Here is a 23,440-nt window from a genome sequence, read left to right as displayed (position 1 = left end):
TCATTGATGTGGTTTAAAACTAACACGCTTAATGCTATATGATTCTGGTTTATTTTCCTTCTCATACCTGTTCAATTATTCCTGATACCCTTTGATGCAGTTTAAAATCACAAAGCTTAATCTTATATGATTCTGGACTATTTTCCTGTCTATTCATGATTACCTCGTTTCAAATTAAACCGCAGAACAAGTTAAAACCTTATTTTCTTTGCCACCTGGCCAACCTCTTGTACCTTATTTTTTACCGGTAACAAGTAAAAGCTGTACTGATACGGTTTAGAAGGAATCTGATACTTTTCTATAGGTTGCGATACGTCTGTCCAGGAATCATTTCCTCCCACACCCATTTGGATCAGGTCAATATTCAGCGTTAAAAATCCAGCATCTTTTAACAAATGCCAGTGTTTTGCTCTAACGATCTCTGCTTCTGTATAAGGCCATGCGCTCATGCTTAAAAGACTATCTGCCACTACGAGCAGACTTGATCCCTGTTTGGCATCAGCCAATTGCATCCATCTCACATCCGTACGGTTACCATTTTCCTGCGGATATACATAGGGCTCCATGAAACTGGATATGGGCAGCGTGTAAATAGCGGCATCAAACCCATAACGTTTATCCAGGTAGTTTTCAACCGGACCTCTGCCATACCAGGAGATCTGCTCATAATTGCGACGGATCCCAACCTGCATACCCACCTTTGGAATATTGGGCAGTCCTGCAGAGGGATTAAGGGAATAATCTACTTTAAGTACACCATCACCATTTAAGGTATAAACCACCTGCGCCTTTGCTTTTCCTTTAATTAAAGTATAATTACTACTAATTTTGATTATTCCGGTACTTGTATTCTCCGCTTTAACAGTCTCTAGAGTTAAACCAGCTTCAACCCACTCTTTAAGCTTAACATTAGGCTTCCATCCTCTACGATCATTATCCGTTTGCGGTCTGGTGAAATGCGGCAATAAAGGGCTGAATATTTGTTCCTGACCTGCATTGATATAAGAAATCAACGCACCATTGGTCTTACTGATCTTAACGGTAAACGCTGCTCCACTTAGTTCAAAAGCGGAGGCATTTTCAGTAAGTTTTAGTGCTGGGTATTTTTTTACGCTCGTTGTTTTTGCAGCCACACCGGTTAGGATAAACTGGTTAGATGCAATTTCATATCCCTTAGCTGCCCATAATTCATCATGGGGCAAGGTAAAGTGGATGTCGGCTAAATACTCTGTTCCCATTTTAAAGCGAGGAAGGTAGCGCTGGATATTAATTAAAGTATCTTTTCCGGCAGCCAAATCGATCGAAGGAAGTATTTTGGAAATGACCGCTTTTCCATCTTCTCTAATCACCAAAGTTACTACGTAATCCTTGAGTGACTTCGCTGCATGTCTATTTAGAATGTAAAGCTGATTGCCATTTTTTAATGTGGTTTCAGCAGGTTGATAAACACGTTTACATTCGTACATGGCTGCTTTGGGACGGCCATCAGAAGAGACCATTCCATCTATACAGAAGTTAGAATCATGTCTTTTTTCTCCAAAGTCGCCACCATAAGCATAGAATTCTTTACCTGTTAGATCCTTTTTAACCAGTCCGTGATCTCTGAATTCCCAGATACATCCTCCAATCAACCTTGGGCTTGAGCGGAAGATATCCCAAAACTCTTTCATATTACCATTAGAGTTTCCCATAGAATGTGAGTATTCTACAAAAATGATAGGCCTGTTATCACCGTTCTTTTGATCAAGTAAAAGTTGAGGGGTAAATGTTCCAGGATAGAAGCGACTGATCATATCCACATAAGGCTGATCGGTTAGGTTTCCTACCCGGTGTGAATGATCATTTGATTTCGGATAGCGGGGATCTGATGGGTCAATATAGCCTTCCGCACGATGATTTCCCTGTGCTGGTTCATAATGAATAGGGCGGGTAATATCAAAATCGTGTAGCCATCCTGCCATTGCGGAATGATTAGGACCGCGGCCTGCCTCATTACCCAAACTCCAGAAGATAATACTCGGATGGTTTTTATCGCGCATCGCCATGCGGGTAACGCGTTCCATAAAGGCATTGGTCCAGGTAGGGTCATTACTTAATTTACCACCCAGCCCATGCGTTTCATGATTCGCTTCATCCATGACCAGGATGCCGTACTCATCGCATAAATCATAGAAATAAGGGTCATTTGGATAATGGCTGGTGCGAATACAGTTAAAATTAAACTGCTTGATCATCTGCACATCTTTCAAGATATCCTCTCTGGTAAGCGCTTTACCCCTTATTGGATTCTGATCGTGACGGTTTACGCCATATATATAAGTTACTTTCCCGTTTATTAAAAGCTTTCCATTCTCTTTAGAGAATGCGATGGAACGAAAGCCTACTTTACAACTTTTAGATTCGAGCACCTGTCCCAATGAATCAGTCAGGGTAAGCACTAAAGTGTAAAGAGTGGGTGTTTCATCGCTCCATTTATCCGGGTTTTTAATCGTCGTTTCAAGCAGACCAAACTTCACATTATCAAGGCGTGGATAAATTTCGTTTACTATTGATTCGGCAGTACGTTGCAGGGGTTGTGCCAATACTGGCTTCCCTGTCTTATCATACAATTGCGCTTTCAGGTTATACCCTGCAATTCCTTTTCCAGAATAATTGTCAATGCGTGGACGGATACTAAAGATTGCATCTTTATACTGCTTGTCCAGTTTTGCCTGCCAGTGGAAATCTGCAATGCGTACCTTAGGCTCAGCCAGGATCATCACTTCACGATGAATTCCACTCATGCGCCAGTGATCCTGATCTTCAAGATAGGTACCATCGCTCCATCGGATTACCTGAACAGATACTATATTTTCTCCCGCCTGCAGGTAAGGGGTCATATTAAATTCGGAAGGCAGACAGCTGTCCTCTCCATAACCCAGAAACTTACCGTTTATCCATACTTTGAAGCCTGAAGCCACACCACCAAAATGAAGCGTAATATTCATATTCTTCCAGGCGGAAGGAAGTGTAAACGTTTTTTGAAATGAGCCTACTGCATTATAATCCTTTGGCACTCGTGGAGGATCAACGGGTTGGAATGGGTAAACCGCACTTTTATAAATAGGAATATCATAACCCTTCATCTCCCAGCTGGAAGGTACCTCCAGCTTTTTCCATCCATTTACGCGGGACTTGTAAAAGTCTTGAGGTGCGTCAGCTGGTTTAAAAGCAAATGAGAAATCCCAGTCGCCATTCAATGACATCATTCTTCCACTCTTTTCTCTATCACCTACTAAGGCTTCTTTTTCGGATTGGAAGGAGTAGCCTGTTGCCCTGGAAGGGTCACGGTTGATACTGGTAACCGTTTGATCTTCCCATGGTTCAAGGTTAAATACATGAGGTACCGGAGGTAAAACTGCTGGTAAACCATCTACGGTCTGAGCAGAAAGGCGACCTGTTCCTATACTCAACAACGTAATAATAAATATATAACGACTAATTGTGTTCATTTTATAGTTTGTAGGTAATAGTATATTCCTGACCCTTAGTTAAAGCGATTTCGTACAGTCCATCCCCTTTTGACAGGACGGTTGCATTTTTGCACACTGGTTTCATGCGACTTTTAAGTTTCAGCAGACCTGTTCCTGTTTCGGCAGATACTCTGACTTCAGTATGGCTGCAATAGACCTTTATATCCCCATGAGGTGTAGGCACTGAACCTTCCATCCACTTTAATCCCCCAAGAACAGGTTCAATGGAATAGGTTTGGTAACCGGGAGTTAATGGTTTTACGCCAAGGTAATATTTGCCCATCAGGTAAAGCGGACTAGCACCCCAGGCGTGACAAAGACTCTTTCCGAAAGGCCTGCCGTACATGGCATAATGTTCATCGTCCTTTTTTGATGGGTTGTATTCTTCCCAAAAAGAAGTTGCACCAAGTTTGAGCATTCCGCCCCAATAATCTTTGATTTCTTTTAATACGTAATCTTGTTCACCCATTGCACAAAGTGCTTCCAGTTCATAGAAACGCATGTAAGGTGTAACTATTTGCTGCACCTTGTCATTTAATAAGACACTTTGTTTAACCTGATCTTTTTGTTCTTTATTAAAGTAATCGAAGAAAATACCAAACATATTGGCGTAACGGGTTACATTTTCAGATTGAACACCATTCACCCTGCTATGTACCAATGCCTTTTTATCGGCATTCCAATACATGGCAAAGATTTTAGCCTTAAGTTCTTCAGCAGTCTTTCGGTATTCAGCGGCTCCTTTAGGATCGTTTGATAGGTCTGCACAAACGGCCATAGTCTCTAAACTTCTGCAAAATAAGAGTTGCTCAAAGCTTACTTCTCCTTTTTTGCTTAAGCCGTCTGCCCAGTCGATAAAGACCCAGTCACCAGCCAATCCCTCCATCATACCATCTTTATTCCTACGTGATAAACAATAATCCATCATGGTTTTCATTCGTGGATAAAGCTGATTTACAAAGGTTTTATCGCCAGTATACTGATAGTAATCCTGAACACTGAGGAACCAGTAAAACGTATAATCCATGATGGTATTGATGTGACTACTTACTGGTTCTTTCCCTCTTAAGGCTAAAATAGTGCGGGTTACGGTGGGGGAATCAAATGACAGGTAATAATTCATCAGATAACTCTGATAAGCATCCCCGGACCAAATCCAGCGATCGCGCTTAATACCGTCAATAAAGAACTCCCTGGTAGTCAGCTCCATGGTATACTTAGAAATATCCCAAATCTTATTAAGCTCTTCATCTGAACTTTTGAAACTACCCCGATCTGCAACAGGCAAATACTCATAGAGCATTGAGGCAGAATCCATACTTACCCCTAGATCTAATTTGATATTTACAAAGCGGAATGCTTTAGAAAGATTAATGACAGAATCTTTGGCAACTTTGTTGTTGATGTGCAGTTTATCTAATGTTTCACCAGCATCAATTGACAGAGCTTCTTCCTTTGACTCGCCATAATATAAATGCGCTTTACCTGTTCCTTTTAAACCATGTAACTTGATAAAACCAAATGTCTCTTTACCAAAGTCAAGCAATAGACCGCTCTGATCTTGTTTTTTGGATACAGCATATTGAGGTTTTGTGCTTAACTTAAACTGTGAGGGAGGTGATTGCACATCGTTGAAGTTCCAGGAACCTGCATTCAACCAGGTAGTGCCCGACTGATCTGATGCTTTACCCGTTTCATCGATCCACTCCTTATCTTCAAATGTGACCAGCCAACTGGAATCGGATACCAGTGTCTTTCCTTTGATATAGATAGCGGGAACCCTATCCTGGGCATGTACCTTAAGATTCAGCTTATGTTTTCCGGCAGGGATGTTAATCTTTTTAGGGAAACCGGACAGCATTTTACCGTCCAGCTTCACGTTATATTTTCCTTCTGTAGCAATTTCTACTTCTTCGGGCTGCGATAGTGTGAACACTTTATGAAAATCGATTAAGACATAATGACTATCCTGTCTCCAGAAAGGGGAAAAAAAAGTATCCCTTTCCGTACGGCGATTTTGCATGTTATTGCTCAGCCATATCTCAAAATCTCCGGGATACCAGATCCAGGTAGCCTTGCTTTGAGCGGAAAGCGCTGTAGAAAGCATCAATATGAAGCTTAGTAGAATAAAAGCCTTACCGATGTATTGTTCCTTTTTCATAACCTGCTTTATATCGATTAATTTATTTCTTTTTAAATGTGCATTGATTAAACTTGCCTATGTATTAGTAATACCTGAATGCTTAAACTAGGGTTAATCACAATTTTAATTATTGATCAGTAAGCACCTATTTACTACTCATTAAGTAAATGTTTATATCCTGCTTCCAAACCTGCTGCTCTCTTAATCGTATCTGATACCATAGGCCCATTATTTGTCCAGATATTACCAGGTCCGTTTGCATTAGCAAGGAATTTTTCAGAAGGGCACCAATTATCCTTTACGGTCATAAAGGAAGATCCTTCATCCAGATACAAGTAAAACCAATGCTCGGGATCATGTACGTAAGCTGATTTCCCTATGCTATCAATGCAGTTTTCCGAAATGACTGTTCCCGGTTGTGCGGACAGCGTATAGATCCCAGCCACATCATACATGTAATTGGCATAGTGATGAATATAATTGGCATGAACACGATTGTTGCGCATCACATTTAAATCAGGTGTCCATCCCCATCCTAAACTGATGCCGGTATAAGCGACATGACTAATTTCATTATGGTCAATAGTTACATCGCGCACATAGCCTAATGCCATTGCCACGCAACCCCAATCCTCATTGGTACAGTCGGTTAGTAAATTATTACTTATAGTTTCATTGGAAGTTACGTTTTTGATATCAGAAGGATCATAAGCAAGATGCGCCTCATCGCTGATATCAGAAAATACACCCATTTGGATTCCATTTCCACCTATATCACGAAACACACATCCTTTTACCAGATCATGGTGGGTATCCGAAACTAAATCAAGTCCTGCTGCCGCCATGTGTTGAAAACGGCAGTTCTGAATTTCAATATGATTTGCTCCGCTAATCATCATCCCTGCAGGTGGACGCTCTGTCCATGCCTGATTTTCAAGATCTTTCTTAGCCGAAGTGCCCGGTTTAGCCAATTTGTAGGCATCTATCAAAGCCATACCTGCCTGAAGTGGTATAAGTCCTTCGCGCGATGCCTTCAACCAGGTGCTGTGTTTAAAACTGATCCCATTAAAGAATACATAAGAAACCGGTTTCGCCCGGGATCCTCTTATTTTAACCAGGGTCTCGAGGTAAGGAACTGTCGCCTCGGAATTTTTTAAGCTTTCCCCTTTACGTGGCCAGTAATAGACTTTACCAGAACTTAAATCCTCATACCATTCTCCGGGTTGATCTAGGAAACCAATTGAATTACAGAGATAGAAAGCAGAACTTCCATTTTTGCCATCCATAACAGGTGAAGGCCATGGATGCTCGAATTGCACCCGACTTTCTGGCTCATGGAACTTAAGTACAGCACGGTCCCCTTTTATACGTATAGATTTGATTCGAAGTACTGCTGTTGCCCACATCTGGTGTAATACCATTTCCATCTGTGCGGGTTCCCTAACGGATTTCAATGCGGATAATGGGATCCAGGTTTCCTGTTTATCCTTATCCCACACTAAAAGCCGATGCAGGTTATTGTCATTTACTTCTCTTGCCCTTTGTGCTTTTTTATCATTTACCCAGAGTTGTCTGAATTCCAAGAGTCTTCCCCCTGGATATGGGGCATCTGCTACCCAAACCATTCCTTGCGCCTCTAAAGGTAAACCTGGAATAGTACCATTAGCCATTTTCCACTGGGATAAAGGCAATCCTCCACTTAACACAGGATGCTCTCCTTGAGCGGCACAAATGCTAGTAGGTGATGCTGCTGTTCCTGAATCTTCCGGACGGATAAATACAGGTTCCGTCAAGGGGTATAATCCCCCTTTCATCAGGATCTGAATTCCGTTATGGATTGAAGGATCCTGCAATCTTCTTAACTCCCTGGCTTTTCTCAATGCAGCATGAAGGGTAATGAAGGGTTTAGTTTTTGTGCCCTCATTTTTATCTGATCCAGATGGAGAGACCCATATTTCTTCTGCACTGATGGATAATGAAGAAAACAGGATAACTCCTAAAAGCAGTACACGCTGTACTCTTCTCCTAATTTCTGGCAGTATGCTCCGCACTCTTCTCATTATTTCGATTTAATTAGTAGTGTTGCAGCTTGTAAACCAGCAGCTCTGGCAACCAATTTAATAGTTCCAGCCTTTTCTGTAGATTGAATGATCGCCAGACACAAACCATTAAAAGCTTTTCTTGAATTGGCCTTAAAAGGCTCCATACTGGCCTGGTATCCATTATCTACTCCAGCAATAGTGGCATTTCCATCCAGGGTAAACTGTATTAAATCGTCTGCATCCGGAATTAAGTTTCCTTCCTTATCCAGTACCTTCACTGTAATAAAGGAAAGATCAGTCCCATTTGCTTTAATCTCATTCCGATCTGCTGTCATCTCTATTTTAAATGGACGACCTGCAGTTTTAATCTCTTTCACCAATACCTCTTTGCCGTTTTTTCTTGAAACCGCTTTCAGTGTTCCCGCTTGGAATGGCACTCTCCACATGACATGTACATCGTCACCTGTTTTTTTGCGAATGCCCAAAGAATTCTCGTTTAGATAGAGCTCCACTTCATCGGCTTGATTGTAATAAGCCCAAACATCAACTGTTTTACCTGCCTCCCAGTTCCAATGTGGAAAAATATGCAACACCGGCTTATTTGTCCATTCACTTTGATACATATAATAGATATCCTTAGGAAATCCTGCCAAATCAACTATTCCGAAGTAAGAGCTTCGTGCAGGCCATGGATAAGGAGTAGGCTCTCCTAAATAATCGAAACCGGTCCATACGTACAGTCCGGATATGAAATCAAGCTTTTTTACCGTCTTCCATGTTTCCTCATGTGTCGATCCCCAATAAGCAGATACGTTATCGTATGCAGAAACCGTCCAGTCTGCGTTACCATCGGTAAGCTTGGTCTTCGCATTAATCGGCCATCTGCGGATGCTATCGGATGGCATATCGTAATGTCCACGGGTCATTAAGCCTGATGTTGTTTCGGACGCTATGAATTTCTGATTGATAAATTTCAGAGGAAGACTATCGTACTTTGCATGATTGTAGTTGAAACCTAAAAGGTCTAAAGCACCAGACTGATAGATAAAATTCTTCGATGGAACCATCTCTGTTAGTGCTGAAGTAACCGGACGGGTAGCATCCAGACGTTTAATGATAGCAACCAGTTCCTTTGTAATCGCAATCCCGGTACTATCAAATTGCTCTCTGATTTCATTTCCTACGCTCCACATAAATACAGAAGCATGATTACGGTCGCGTTTAATGTGATCAGTTAAATCACGTTCATGCCATTCCTTAAAATCAAAATGATAATCGTTCTTATTCTTCTTCTTGTTCCACATGTCGAACGTTTCGTCCATGACAATGAAGCCCATTTTGTCGCAAAGGTCAAGAAGTTCTGGTGCCGTAGGGTTATGAGCCATACGGATTCCATTACAACCCATTGCCTTCAGAATCTCAAGCTGGCGTTCCATAGCCCTGATGTTTACTGCGGCACCTAATGCGCCTAGATCATGGTGATTACATACCCCAAGAATCTTCAAAGGCTTACCATTCAGACTGAAACCTTTATGGCGATCAAAATCAAAATACCGGATCCCGAAGGTTGTGGAATATGTGTCGACCAGTTTTTTGTCTTCAAACACCTGTACAACTGCCTTATAGAGGTTGGGTTGATCCACAGACCATAGAGCGGGTTTTTTAACCTCAAACTGCTGACTTATGCTGGTCGAAGAATCAGGTAAATGAACTCCTTTCGTTTCTGTTATATTCTGTTGTTTGCCATCTGCGGAATACAGGGTAGTTTTAACTGCTACTTGCTTAGAAAGGCCACTTGTATTACTCAACTCCGTTTGGATCAACACGGTAGCTGATTCCTGCGTTACCTTAGGCGTAGTAATAAAGGTTCCCCAATGTGCCACATGAACTTTTTCAGTAATATCAAGCCATACATTCCTGTATATTCCAGAACCGGAATACCATCTGGAGTTCGGTTGAGCTGAATTATCCACTTTCACCGTGATGATGTTTCGTTCATTTCCGTACTTCAAATAAGGAGTCAGATCATAACGAAATGAAATATATCCGTTTGGACGTTTACCTAATGATGTACCGTTAATCCAGACTTCGCTATGCTGATACACCCCATCGAAATCTATGTAAACCTTTTGATTACGCTTCGATGCAGGCATTTCAAAAGATTTCCTGTACCACGCTATTCCGGTCGGTAATCCTCCACCTTCAGGTTTTGCTGGATTCTTCTCACTGAAAACGCCCTCAATGCTCCAGTCATGCGGAAGGTTTAATATCCTCCAGCCAGAGTCATTATAGTTATTCTGAACAGCAAGACTGTCATTTACAAGAGAAAATTTCCAGCCTTTATTAAAAGAAAGACGAGTAGAAGAACCCTCCTGCGCATCTGTTTTACCAATAAATAGAAATACAGTTGCGAAGAACAGGAAGCGTAAAAAAGTAGAGTTATACATTTTATATTTATTTCTTTGAAGCTGTAGTAAAGTTCATCTTACTCGTTCCTTTATCTATTGAAGTAGCCACAGCTATTCCTCGTTGATCTTTTTTGTTTACGGCACAATAGAAGTGGTACACCACTCCTTTATGTTTAACTACAAATGATTTGTGAGCAAACAATTCATCATAGGGTTTTGAGGGTTCTATCAGGTTTGCGCCCTTCCAATCGGTCCAGTTGACCAGGTCTTTGGAACAGGCAAAACGGTTGAATGCACCATTCGTACCTTTCCAGAATGCACCAAAGTAAAACATCACCCATAGATCATCCATTTTTTGAATCACCGCATCTCCGGTAATACCTTTATTGAATTTTCCCATAACAGGATCTCTGTTATACCTTTTCCAGTTGATCATATCGTCTGAAACAGCCATTCCTATACGTTCACTTCCTCTTTGAGGTTTCAAACTGTCTCCCCTGGCATTGTAATACATCACAAATGGCGAACCTGTAGTTTTGGACTGATCATAGACAACAGAATTTTTATACATCGTACTGTTTTCCCACCAACGCACATCTTTATCATGAACGGTGAGTACCGGTTTAGAAAGCCTTTGCCATTGATGCACTTTTGTAGGGTCTTCTTTCGAATAGGCCATTCCGATGGAAAGCACTCCTGCTTCATATCCTGTGGTGTTACCGCCGAAGTAAGACATCCAATGTTTACCTTGAAACGCATTCCACTTATAACTACCGCCCCATTTGGGATCCTGTAAGGCGATATAGCCGGCCTTTTGATTGACATCCCAATCTGTTGAATCGGAAAAAGACATGATCCTTCCTTTTAGTTTCCAGTCTAAAAGATTTTTACTTTCTGCAAGCCAGGTTTCGTAACCGCGGCCTCCATATACCAGGTAAGTCATGTACCATTTATTTCCTTTACGGAATACACTGGGGCAATCCATTTTTTCTGAATCATCAGGGGGAACCATAACTAATCCATATTTAAACGGCGTTTTTATCTCCTCATATACCTGCTGCATCCGTTCGTCAGGAATCCTGTTCTTTTCTGACTGTGCATGCACCATTGGCATCAGTCCTAATAAACAGACAGCAATCAGTACTACGTTTCTTATGTTCATTTTGAATCCGTTTAAATTATTGAACACTGAAAGAATAAGAGCCCGAACCCAGGTTGATTAAAGCCTTGCCATCTTCGAACTTGATATTCTTAAAGTCCGCATTGCTTTTAATATTCTTATCACTCTCGTTGATTGTATTTTCAGCAGTAGCAGGCAAATAAACAGTTGCTCTTGTATTTTCAGGAATCAGAACATTAAGCTCAAACCGTCCTTTAGTCTTCGTCCATTTACTGGCTATCTGACCATAAGGAGATGCATACGTGGCACTGGCATGTGTGACATCTCCAACAGGCTCCGGACAAATCACAATGTCTTTATATGCTACACCATTATCTGCAGACTGGATCCCGGCTAAACCACTGTAAAACCATTCCATTAAATGCCCCAGCATAAAATGGTTATTGGATACATTTTCGTACGCTTGCCATGATTCTGTTAAAGCAGTTGCTCCTTTTGCAAGTTGATACCCGTATCCGGGAACATCTGAGCGGCTATTCATATCAAATATCACATCAGAACGCCCTGCCTTTTCCAACACACGCAAGACATACCGATAACCAATATCTCCTGCTGTAAGTCCATTCTTACGGTTCCTGATATCCTGAATTAAGTTAGCAATGACCGCTGCCTTGTCTTGAGGATCAACCAGCTCCATGTAAACAGCCATGGCATTAGCCGTCTGACTGCCCGTTGCATATTGTTTAGTTTCTTGATTAAAGAACTTTTTGTTGAATGCAGCTTTAACAGCTACGGCCAATTGATCGTAAGCCTTAGCATCTTCCGGTTTACCTATTTTAAGCGCTATTTTACTCATGATACACAAATCATAATAGTAGGTTGCCGTACCGGTTACGCCCATAGGGGTCAGTTGCGATACGCCAGGCTTTTCGGGTCCTATATCAAACCAGTCGCCTAAACCCTGACTTAAGATGTGGTTATTGGCTTTTCCTTTTAAGTAATCCAGATAACGGCGCATAGTAGGATAATTTTCTTCCAGGATGCGCTCATCTCCATACCATTGGTAGGCATACCAGGGCACAATGATACTGCTGCTTCCCCATTCCGGAGAATCGCGAAACATATCACCACCCCATGTAAAAGTCACATACTCGGGTGCTATTTCAGGAACAAGACCTTCGGGTGTTTGCGAATAACGGATATCCCCCATTATTTTACGAAACAGGTTTACGATATCATAATTGTACATCACTGAACAGCCCATCAGGTGGGATTCTTCCAGCCAACCTAGCTTTTCACGATGCGGACAGTCCGTCAGCACACTCATCATATTACTTTTAATCGCCCAATCAATTAACTGATCGGTTTTATTAAACAACTCGTTGGAGGACGTAAATTCTCCGACCCTGGCTGCTGAATTACGGATATGCAATCCCTTAAGATTGATTACTTCAGGTTTATGGCTTGCGTTTTCTTTTCCTTCCGGGACACCACCTGTTATTTGTAAATACCTGTATCCATAATAGGTAAAACGGGGTTGCCAGCTTTCTACGCCATCTCCCTTTAAAACGTAATCATAGTAATGTGGACTTCCACTTGCCTTTTGATTTACGGTACCATCTTCGTTTATGAGTTCCGCGGGAGTAATACGCACGGTATCTCCCTTTTTCCCTCTTACCTGGATGGAAGGAATTCCTGACGCATTCTGCCCAAGATCATATACCCAGGTATCTGCTTTGGGACTTGTTATTTTTATCGGAGCGAATTGTTGCATCACCTTTAAGGGATCTGCCAATTGAGGACTTAGAACAGGGGGACCATCTACCAGTACAACCTGTTTCCAGGAATTGTCATTGAAACCTTTAGTGTCCCAACCCAGCTGTTCAAGATTAGCATTATAATCCTCACCTCCATAAATACTGGAGAATGTAATAGGCCCTACTGCAGTCTTCCAGGAAGAATCACTGATAATATCTTCTGTTCGGCCATCCTGATATTCTATAGCCAGGCGACAAATCATCTTTGGAAAGCCAAAAGAAGTCTTTAACTTTCTGAAACGCTTTTTAACAGGCGGAACATAATAAAATCCGTTACCCAACATGACACCTAATGCATTATCTTTCTGTTTTAATAATGCAGTCAGATCGAAAGACACATAGAGGGCTTGTTTATCATATTTCGTCCAGCCTGGATCAAGAAAGTTTTCACCTACCTTTTTTCCGTTTAAGCTCAAGTCAAAATGCCCTAAGCCTGAAATAAACAGTGTTGCATTTTTAATTCCTTTATCGACCTTAAACTCCTTGCGCAACAATGGTAATATGTTATTGTCATTCGTCTTATCTTTCTTGGCATCGGATACTAGTGGATTAATCAAAGAATCGGGCATTTTTTCGTAGGCAATCCAACGGGCATTCTTCCAGTCGGCTGTACTTAAAAGGCCCATTTGCCATTGTGCAGGCTTGCTCCATTCGGAAACATGGCCCTTATTATCCCAGGCTTTTACCTTCCAGTAATATACTTTTGTAGCGATAAGTGCCTTGCCTGCATAGGCAACCTGAATAGAAGCGGATGAAATTACCTTCCGCGAATCCCATATATTTCCTGTATTCTTTTCTAATTTCATTAAGTCATCAGAAACGATGACTTGATAGGCTTGCTGCTCAATATTTCGTGCAGATGAAGAAAGCTCCCAGCTCAACCTTGGCGCCTTCAAATCAAGCCCAACCGGATTTATTTTATACTCGCAGCGAAGATTCCTGGTTCCCAGATCCTTTCCACTCACCTGTGCAGCAAAAAGCAACAGGAAGACAATAATTATATTTTTATACATACTATTTAAGTATTCTGGTTAGAGAAACAAAAATACTCGAAGATCGAAGCTAATTCTAATAAAAAGTTGGCTATATGTTGTATGATGTTATCTTGAACAAGGATATTACAATGCAAGAGGGAAGAGACTATTTTTGAAATATAGACTTTACGTATGCCGTATTCGCTGCAAAATTCCGCTTCACATTTTTGGTATCATTGGCATCTCTGGATCGCTCAATGACCAACCATCCACTCCAGCCCATATCGTCTAAAGTCGCTTTGACCCTTTCCATGTTGATCCTTGGATTATTTTGAAGCCATACTCCATCATCATCAGTGCAATGAATCTGACAGATATTCTTCCTTCCAAGTATCTGAAGCTCCTTTTTCAAATCCCTGCCATTCTTTAAAGCATTGGAAAAATTGAAATAGCTTTTAATGCCTTTGGAGTTGATGTCATTCAATAAATGAAGCTCTTGTGTGGCATCCAGAGCTGTTTCTATTCCTATAACTACTCTGGCTTTTCTAGCCATTTTGCCAATAACTTTTAACCTTTCTACAAGGACTGGACGTAACTCAGGATTCTTAACCAGATCTCCATTAACACCTAATGGAAGGAAGCCGACCTTAACATTCATTTCCTTCATCGTGTTGATGCAATCCTGAACCATACGCTGATAAGTAGGTCGGGTAGCCAACGACTGCGCATAAAAACCAGTCATAGCCAAGGAACATATTTCGATATTTAGTTCCTTTGCCTTGTTAAGAAACTCCTGACGGGTTGCAGGGTCTGCGAGCTTGTTATCAAAGGTATCTCTGCTTCCAAGACTACCCATATCAATTTCTAACCCATCGGCACCGATATCCTTTGTGAGTTGAATGGCGCTTAACTTCTGACGTTTAAGAATCATTAGATCAACAACAGCTACCTTATAACGAGGATTCGCCGGAGCAAGAAACCCTGAGTATTCTTTAGATGCATGAGTCAGTAATCCGGTTAATCCTTCTGAAGCACGAGCAAATTGAGGGAGTAAGACTACGCCCGCTACTACTATTCCCGCTTGAGTTAAAAATTTACGCCTGCTAATCTGATCCGTTAAATCTTTCATTATATTAATTTGGGTGGGCTATTCTGAACTGTTAAACTTTCTATCAAATCAAGTAAAATGAGATCATCTGAACTGTTGAACTTTTTATTGCAAAAAACTAATCTTGCTATCTCCAATCATTAAATCTCCCATTATATCCATTTCCAATGGCTATGCTGAACCGTTCAACCTTCTATTACAAAACTTTCTTTGTATGCACATAAAAAACTTTTTCCAGCTGTGAAAACCCTTTAATTGCATGTGCTGGTAATCTTTCTCCATGATCCCCAAATACATACATTGCCTTTTCAGGCTCTATAGTAATGTTCGACTCTAACCCATTGGTATATTTTACAGCACTCAAATCAAGATCAAAATATTTAGCTAAAAAAGCGTACAAAGCCTTTCTTTTGGATATTCCAAAGTCATGTCCCTCCAATGGCAAATGCACATTTTCCACATTGCTACTTTTGCCGTAATACCCATACATCTTCTTTAAATAAGGAAAATCATGTTCAGGCATTTGTGCCGTCCAGTCCCCACCATCAGAAACAACAAGTTGAGGTCTTGGGGCAGCCATAGCGGCCAACTCAATATTATTTGTTCCTCCTCCACATTGATGAATAGGCATGCCGCTTTCACAAGGACAACCTCCAAAATGATAGGATGACAAGGAAACAACAGGTGCACTCAGCTTAATACGGTCATCCAGTGCCGTCATTAACACGGTATGACTTCCTCCTCCTGATCCTCCACTGATCCCTACTCTATTTTTATCTACGTTATCTAAAGTCAACAGATAATCCAGTATGCGAATTCCACCTAATGCCTGAATCGTTACAGCCAGACTCCGCCGGTGATCTTCCTCCTTAAACTGTAGCAGTGACTCACCCCAGGCAAACAGATCATAGCTAAAAGCCATTGCTCCCATACGAGCGATCGACGCACAGCGAATCTGACAATCTTTACGGTAACGTTGAGCAGACCAGTGTCCATCAGGACTTAATATTAATGGGATTTTCCCTTTTGATTTCAATGGACTATATAAAGATCCGTTGATGTATAATCCGGGAAGAATTTCAATCGCCATATTCTGGACCGTATAACCATCCATGACACGCTTTGCAGTGACAATAGGTTTTGATAAAGACCTGGCAGGCATTGGAGACAACTGCAAAGCTGCATACAATTCTTGTTTAAGTAATACCTTCCTTTGCGCCCATGTAGCCACATCGTGATACTGATGCGCAATGTCATCCATCCTTTTCCAACCGTCTTCTGGTGCCCAGCGAAAGTATTCATAGTCCTTCAGCTTATACTTTCCAACACCCTCCTTATTTACTTTTAAATCAAGAGGACTAAGTACATTATCTAGAGTAACATCTACATCACTCCTTAAGCGCCAGTCCGCATAAGTAACCCAGCGATCCTTAACCATATTGTCGCCATATTTAATGGTCACATTAAACCGCTTTTGAATATCTTCCAACACAACCTTTAGTGGCTTACGGTACTGATCATCAGAATTCTGCGCTTGGACAGAAAAACCAAGACCAACCATCAGCGCAAAAAAGAAACCTATCCGGTATATCATTATAGCATTTAATTTAAAGTTCTTCACTAGCTACAGCTCCAACAGGAGCGGTATAACCCTTCATAGCAGGCCATTTACCATTTTTAATTTTCTTCAATTTCAACTTAGAGGGATCTACCACGACATGTTTCATTTGTGTCCTCCTCCAGGTATAGGCAAAATGCAATAGACCATCTGCCGTTTGAATCACTGCTGGATAAGAATACTGACTGATTGGAGAATCTTCCAGTATCAATGCCGCTTTCCAATTTTTACCATCCTTAGAAACTGCCACATTCAGTGGAGTCCTTGCACCCTTAACCAGTTTTCCCGGAGGCAATACATGATTGTAAACCAATACATGCAATCCGTTTTTCATCGTTACTGCATCTGTCCCTGAGTTGTTATTCGGTAGATCTGTTTTAGAAAGTGCAGACCAGGTTTCTCCATTATCTGTAGACCATGCTTCAACCAATGCTCTGTTCCTGCTACGGGCAAGAATTTGAAGTTTACCATTACCGTGATCAAGAATACTAGGCTGAATGGCATCAATACTATCTTTTCCTGGATCTAAAGGACCAATTTTACGCCATGTCTTACCCAAATCGGAAGTCACTTCAAAATGTATTTTCCATCCATCACCTTCTGTACTGGTAGGGCAAAACAAATTTCCATTGCTTAATAAAACTGGTTTGTTCTTTACAGGACCTAAATAACCTTCAGGTAGTTTCTGAGCATCAGACCAAGTGGCTCCACCATCTTTGGAGGTCCTTAACATTCCCCACCATTCTGATGGTTTTGGTCCGATTTTATAAAACAAAAGTAAATCACCTCCTGCAACCTGATATAATACGGGATTCCATGTAGGTAACCTTTTTCCTTCAAGCTGAATCCCATTGGCTGCAGAAGCTGGAGTGGTCCATTTCCCATTAACTTGTCTGGAAACATAGATCTCCACATCAGGATTACGTTCTTTTGTACCACCAAAAAAAGCATAGACAAGACCTGTTGGGGTCTCTGCTATTGTAGCGGAATGACAGGATGGGAACGGCGCTTTATCATATATAAACTCTTCTTTCAGGACACCACTTTTCCATTTCTCAATTTGTGCATGCGCCGAAAATGCTACTACAGACAGCAACAACAGCATTAAACCCCCTATTTTATTCATCTTTATTTCTTAATCGTACTTGTAAAGTTATATTGACCTGAGCCTATTTCAAAAACAGCTCTATCCTGATCCATTCTGATAAATTTAATATCTCCAGTTGCAGAGATTCCCTTCATTCCTTCCTTTACGTCTTTTGCAGATGCCGCAGGAATGTAAACTAAAGCAGTGCTATTTCCTGGAATAGTGATATCCCAGTTAAACCGATCGCCCGATTTAATCCATTTACTCTCAATCTTTCCATATAAAGAGTAATATGAAGCATGTACAGAATCTAAGCCGTCAGTAAACGTTGGTTTCATTTCTACCTGCTTGAAGGCAGTTTGTCCAGCCGATTTTATGCCACCTAAATTTTCATAATACCACACAATCAGGTCACCCAAAAGCATCACATGATTCTGAGAGTTCATTTGAGGATTTGCAGTATTTCCATTCCATAATTCCCATATCGTTGTAGCACCGTTTTCCGCCATGTAACCCCAACTTGGATAAGTGATATTGCTTGCAATCTTATAGGCAATATCTGCACGACCAAATTGAGTAAGTCCGCGCATCAGCAATTGTGTCCCGATTACACCGGTACTGATATGACCCTTATTCTCAATCAATATTTTATCTTCTATATTTTTAAACACCTCAATGCGGCTTTCTTCAGGTACCATACCATAATACATCGGCAATAGATTTGCCGTAACTGAATTATTGCTATACTGGTAAGTTGATTTATTCAAAAATTTTGTATTAAAGGCTGCTTTAATTTTATCCGATAAGCTCGTGTATACCAAAACATCTTCTGGTTTCTGTAATAACACGGCAAAGTTTTTCATCTTTCCTAACAGATCATAAAAGGTAGCTGAAGCGATTAGCTCACCATCGGTCTGGCGTTTAGGATCACGGGAATGAATCATTTCCAAGGATTCAGGAGGTACACACCAATCACCATATTTGTCTTTTGTAATCAGATTATCCACCATATATCTTCCACTCATGTACATAATCCACTTTTTCATGGCATCATAATGCCGCTCCACAGAACGCTGATCTCCATATTGATTCAGTAACATATTTGCAATTGTAATATAGGTACCCGGCCAGGTTACATTATCCCCATAATACCTCCAGAAAGAAGGTGCTACATCTGGAATACTGCCATCTGCTTTTTGAGCCTGCTGAATATCATTTAACCATTTAGCATACAAACGCCCATTGTCGAATATAAAACTTTCCCCGTATGCTCCAGTAGTACGGTCACCCAACCATGGCTGACGTTCATTACGTTGCGGACAATCAACCGGCATCCCCTTGTAATTACTCAAGATGCCCCAATAGGCATTTTTGTAAATCTGATTCGTAATTTTATTAGAAGTAGCAAACTCTCCAACGGTTCTCATTTCATCCGATACCACTTCTCCTTCAAAATTACCTAAAGAAGGAGTTCCAGGATATCCCTTGATTTCTACATATCTAAATCCATGATAAACAAAAGAAGGTTGCCATGTCTCTATCCCATTTCCTTTTAATGTATATATATCGTTCACTCTGGCATCACGTAGATTCGCTACAAACAACTGGCCATCTTTTTGAAGTGACTCAGCAAAACGAAGCGATACCCGCTGTCCCTTTGTTCCTGAAACTTTCATTTTAATCCAGCCTGCCATATTCTGGCCCATGTCCATGATGAACACTCCTGGTTTAAGCTCCTTAATCGTAAGCGGCTTAACGGTAGCCATGATCTTCATATTAGGAGTCATCTGTGCCTCATACATTCCACCCGGTTCCTGAACATATTCTACTTTCAGCCAGTTCGTATCCTTGAAACCCGTGTTGTTCCATCCCGGCATTTCTTTAGTGGCGTTATATTCTTCCCCATCATACTCATTATTAGAGCGGATAGGGCCATCTGCAGTTACTTTCCAGGTATCATCTGTAGTAATCGTCTCCGTACTGCCATCTGTATACGTAATTTCCAGATTAAGAAGCATCTTCGGATAACCAAACGTCTTGATCTTATACGGTTTGTAATGCTGACGCATGGTATAGAAACGACCGTTTCCAAGTACAGTAGCCACGGTATTCAGACCGCTTTTCACACAATCTGTCACGTCAAATACATTATATTTAACTCCTTTAGTATAATCTGTAGGAACTGGTGCTAACACCTGATTTCCTATGCGCGATCCATTGATGTATAACTCATACATCCCCATACCCATAATATACACGGATGCAGACTTCACTTCTTTCGCTGCCTTAAACTCCTTGCGGAAGTAACGTGCAGAAAGGCGCGACCAGGTTGTTTCTACATCCCATGGAAATGCACGGTCAAGACCAATCCAACGACCTTTCCAATCCACCGGATTCAATAAACCCATACTCCATTTAGAAGTCTCACTTAATGTATTATTCCCTTTGTTCGTCCATACCCGAACTTTCCAAAAAGCTTTATCCTTACTGCGCAATGTTTTACCAGCATACACAACATGCACAGACTGATCAGAACCAATTTTACCTGAATCCCATAGATCAGTCACTCCAGCGTTTAGCTTTTCCAGCGATGAAGCCACCATTACCTGATAAGCCACTTGTTTCAAGCCACGTTCTGCTCCTGAAACCTCCCAGCTTAAACGAGGTTGTACCACATCAATCCCCAAGGGATCAGTCAACAGCTCACAGCGGAGATGTTGCAACTGTGTTTTTGTTTCTGCTTTTAATGTCAAGCCTGAAAGTAAAACACTCACAACCAACCCGATCACTAAAACAACTCTTTTTATTTTAAACATGTACATCTTTATTTACCTGAAAAATTAAAGTATAAAACAATCTCTTTTGCTCGTGTCGGCTCTTTCTCATAATCATAGAATATGTTCTTCATGCCCATCGGACCTGTTGTTCCCGGCTTCTGAGTTTTAGTTCCAACTCCTGATATGCCTTGCATAAAAGAGATATCGCCTGTCGGGAACACCGGTTCCAGGTTATGATAGGGATCATCTGACACCTTTGGTGTGAATAAACGCAGATACAGATCCTCATTTTCTGTCACCACAGTAAAGGACTGCTCTTTCCCTATGAACTTCAACCAATACATATTGGCATAATAACCCTTGAACTCTGGATATTGAAATGGGTATTCACCTGTAGCCGAATTGTTGTAATCTTTATCCCATACGCCAAACTGAGTTCCTTTCATACGATTTTTCCAAACCCTATAAGGGCCAGAACCCATGTATTCTACTCCCTTAGCTTGAGCTTCAGGATAAGAAAAGTTGATTCCCACTATGGAAGTAAAATACTGACCGGGGAAATAATTCACCTTCAATTTCAACCATCCTGAAGGATATATGGTCCATTGCAATGTATTATAACTATTTTTTCGATCAAACTTTGATTCAATGATCAGGTTCTTTCCTTCCATTCGATGACTGAATGTCTTGAAATTATTTAAGCCTTCCTGTAAAACCGGTCCATTATTAAACGGAATTTCACCCTTTTCATTTCTAACCTGCTGTAATATTCCTGTTCGTTTACTGAAAGAAAGTTGCAGGCCATTAACCGTTGCCTGATATAAAGAATCAGTTTGGGTAATCTTAACCACACCATTTCCGTTTTTATCAACCATCTTCAGGGCAGTTTGAGCAGGACGAGTAATTGGAAAGCTCCATGTAAAAATTTCTTTTTTATCTAATCCGGTTGCTGTAACATATAAAACGTCATACTCTTTCCAGTCTGCAGGCAGAGGAACCTGAATACTTCCCTTTTCCAGCGGTTTCAAATCTGGAGATACAGAGATACCAGTAACTGATTTGTCTTCCAAAACCTGGAGACCCTTTAGTTTAGTCAGTTTCCATGTAAACCCAACCTGATTTAAATTGGCAAATGAATAGCGGTTTTCCACTTGAAACGTGCCATCAAAGCCAGCTGCTATTTCCCTGTGTTCGATATATACAGGACTCCAAATTTCTTTTATCGCAAAGAAGCTACCTTCTTTTTCATGATGCGGACCAACAATACCATCCGAAGCATGATTACCGTCCGTATCAATACTATCATTTTTATCCGTCCGTACAACACCCTGATCAGCAAAGTCCCATAAAAATCCACCTGCAGATAAAGGATTCCGCCACATTTCTCTCCAATAGTCCTCCAGACCTGCGCCATGTCCCCCATCATACATTCCATGTAGAAATTCTGTAGGCATCACAATCTCATGCCCATGCATATAATTACCGATTCCGTAATCATATTCCCTGTAATGCTGCGTTTCAAAACCATCAAACAGCTGCCAAGGATGAATAATAGGTCTTTTTTGAAAATCAAACTGTCTGAATAATGTATCGAGATCCAAATTATGTCCCCCTTCATTACCATTCGCCCAAAACACGATGGAAGGATGATTCTCATCATGAACAATCATTTCCTCTAGCAATTTTGAACCTGTAGGTGTATCATAAGTACCGTGCCAGCCAGCCAGTTCATCCATCACATACAGTCCTAACGAATCGCATACATCCAGGAAATGACCATCCGGAGGATAATGAGACATCCTGACCGCATTCATATTCATCTCCTTCATGAGAAGCACATCACTAATACTTAAATCTTTATTGGTTGTACGTCCTGACTCAGGCGAGAAAGAATGCCGGTTCACCCCTTTAAACTTAATCTTAGCCCCGTTCACGTACATCCCATCCCTTAGTTTGACAACAACGGTACGAAAACCAAACTTCTGAGACACCGTATGTACAATTTTACCCTTTTGATACAGCGTAAACACCGCTTTATATAGGTTAGGGAATTCTGAAGACCATAAATCCGGAGATTTAAAAGCTCCATTTAATAGCACAGAACCATTTTTCTTATTCAAGCGATCTTTAACTGCCTCACCAAAAGAACGACCATCAGCAGTAAACAGAGAAACCTCTAAATGATCCGCATTCCCCATAGTGCGAACAAGCGCTTTAAAAGTTCCATCTGCCTGAGCGTCAATAGACACCCTCTCTATACGATTCTGTGGTAACGCTTCTAAAAATACCGGACGAAAGATTCCACCAAAGAGCCAGAAATCAGCTTCACGCTCTGCTGAGTTAACTGACTTATTTGCAGAATGCTTCGAAACCTTAACTTCCAGCACATTATCAGCACCATATTTAACCAGTTTGGAAACATCATACTTAAATGAATAAAACGATCCCTGATGAATTGGTCCGGCCAATTTACCATTTACCTTTACTTCCGTATCCGTCATGGATCCTTCAAACACAATATTCACCTTCTTACCTTTCCACTGATCAGCAACCCGAAACGTATATTTATACAGACCTTGTTCCTTTCCCCGCAAGCTATCTTTTGAAAATCCGTAGTCGTATTTACCAAATCCCTGCAGTTCCCAGTTGGATGGAACAGCAATGCTGGCCCACTTGCCTGCTTGCATTCCTCCGGTAACATAGAATTGCCAATTTACAGTATGATCACTCCCCGTACCGGAAAGAAAAAGCTGCTGCGTCTCCTGTGCCTGAAGGGTAATGCCTGCGTATAGAAAAAGGCAAACTAATATAATGTGCGTACGAATCAATTTCAT

At 41.1% G+C, this 23,440-nt stretch carries 11 protein-coding genes; all 11 read right to left on the bottom strand.

The genetic code is table 11. The features are described from left to right. Positions 1-191: 191 nt before the first annotated feature. Positions 192-3,491, bottom strand: a complete 3,300-nt coding sequence (locus BFL47_RS05485) for a glycoside hydrolase family 2 TIM barrel-domain containing protein (protein ID WP_069658799.1) — start codon at positions 3,489-3,491, stop codon at positions 192-194. Position 3,492: 1 nt separating this feature from the next. Further along, positions 3,493-5,673 carry an alpha-L-rhamnosidase-related protein gene (locus BFL47_RS05480; protein WP_069658798.1) on the bottom strand — a complete coding sequence of 727 codons (2,181 nt, stop codon included), beginning with the start codon at positions 5,671-5,673 and terminating at the stop codon, positions 3,493-3,495. A gap of 134 nt (positions 5,674-5,807) precedes the next feature. Then, entirely contained in the window at positions 5,808-7,715 is a 1,908-nt protein-coding gene (locus BFL47_RS05475) for a right-handed parallel beta-helix repeat-containing protein (protein ID WP_069658797.1), read from the bottom strand. Continuing rightward, on the bottom strand, positions 7,715-10,144 hold the full coding sequence (gene galB, locus BFL47_RS05470) for a beta-galactosidase GalB (protein ID WP_069658796.1): 2,430 nt from the start codon (positions 10,142-10,144) through the stop codon (positions 7,715-7,717). Before galB ends, BFL47_RS05475 begins: the two co-directional genes overlap by 1 nt. A gap of 7 nt (positions 10,145-10,151) precedes the next feature. Next, positions 10,152-11,267 (bottom strand): glycoside hydrolase family protein, encoded by a 1,116-nt coding sequence (locus BFL47_RS05465; protein ID WP_069658848.1) that lies wholly within the window; start codon positions 11,265-11,267, stop codon positions 10,152-10,154. A 16-nt stretch (positions 11,268-11,283) separates the two neighbouring features. After that, a complete protein-coding gene (locus BFL47_RS05460; protein WP_069658795.1) occupies positions 11,284-14,055 on the bottom strand; it encodes a family 78 glycoside hydrolase catalytic domain in 2,772 nt (923 codons plus the stop codon). A gap of 127 nt (positions 14,056-14,182) precedes the next feature. Continuing rightward, on the bottom strand, positions 14,183-15,145 hold the full coding sequence (locus tag BFL47_RS05455) for a sugar phosphate isomerase/epimerase family protein (protein ID WP_083257023.1): 963 nt from the start codon (positions 15,143-15,145) through the stop codon (positions 14,183-14,185). Positions 15,146-15,320: 175 nt separating this feature from the next. Then, on the bottom strand, positions 15,321-16,718 hold the full coding sequence (locus tag BFL47_RS05450; protein WP_069658794.1) for an acetylxylan esterase: 1,398 nt from the start codon (positions 16,716-16,718) through the stop codon (positions 15,321-15,323). 13 nt (positions 16,719-16,731) lie between these two features. Further along, positions 16,732-17,868: a sialidase family protein gene (locus BFL47_RS05445; protein ID WP_069658793.1), complete on the bottom strand. Its 1,137-nt coding sequence runs from the start codon at positions 17,866-17,868 to the stop codon at positions 16,732-16,734. Positions 17,869-17,870: 2 nt separating this feature from the next. After that, the gene (locus tag BFL47_RS05440; protein ID WP_069658846.1) at positions 17,871-20,645 is read right to left on the bottom strand and encodes an alpha-L-rhamnosidase; all 2,775 of its coding nucleotides are present in this window, start codon (positions 20,643-20,645) and stop codon (positions 17,871-17,873) included. An 8-nt stretch (positions 20,646-20,653) separates the two neighbouring features. Beyond that, complete coding sequence (locus BFL47_RS05435) at positions 20,654-23,440, bottom strand: glycoside hydrolase family 2 protein (protein WP_069658792.1); 2,787 nt, start codon at positions 23,438-23,440, stop codon at positions 20,654-20,656.

The organism is Arcticibacter eurypsychrophilus (genome assembly GCF_001730525.1).
Lineage (GTDB): Bacteria > Bacteroidota > Bacteroidia > Sphingobacteriales > Sphingobacteriaceae > Arcticibacter > Arcticibacter eurypsychrophilus.
This window is presented reverse-complemented; position numbering and strand designations above follow the sequence as displayed.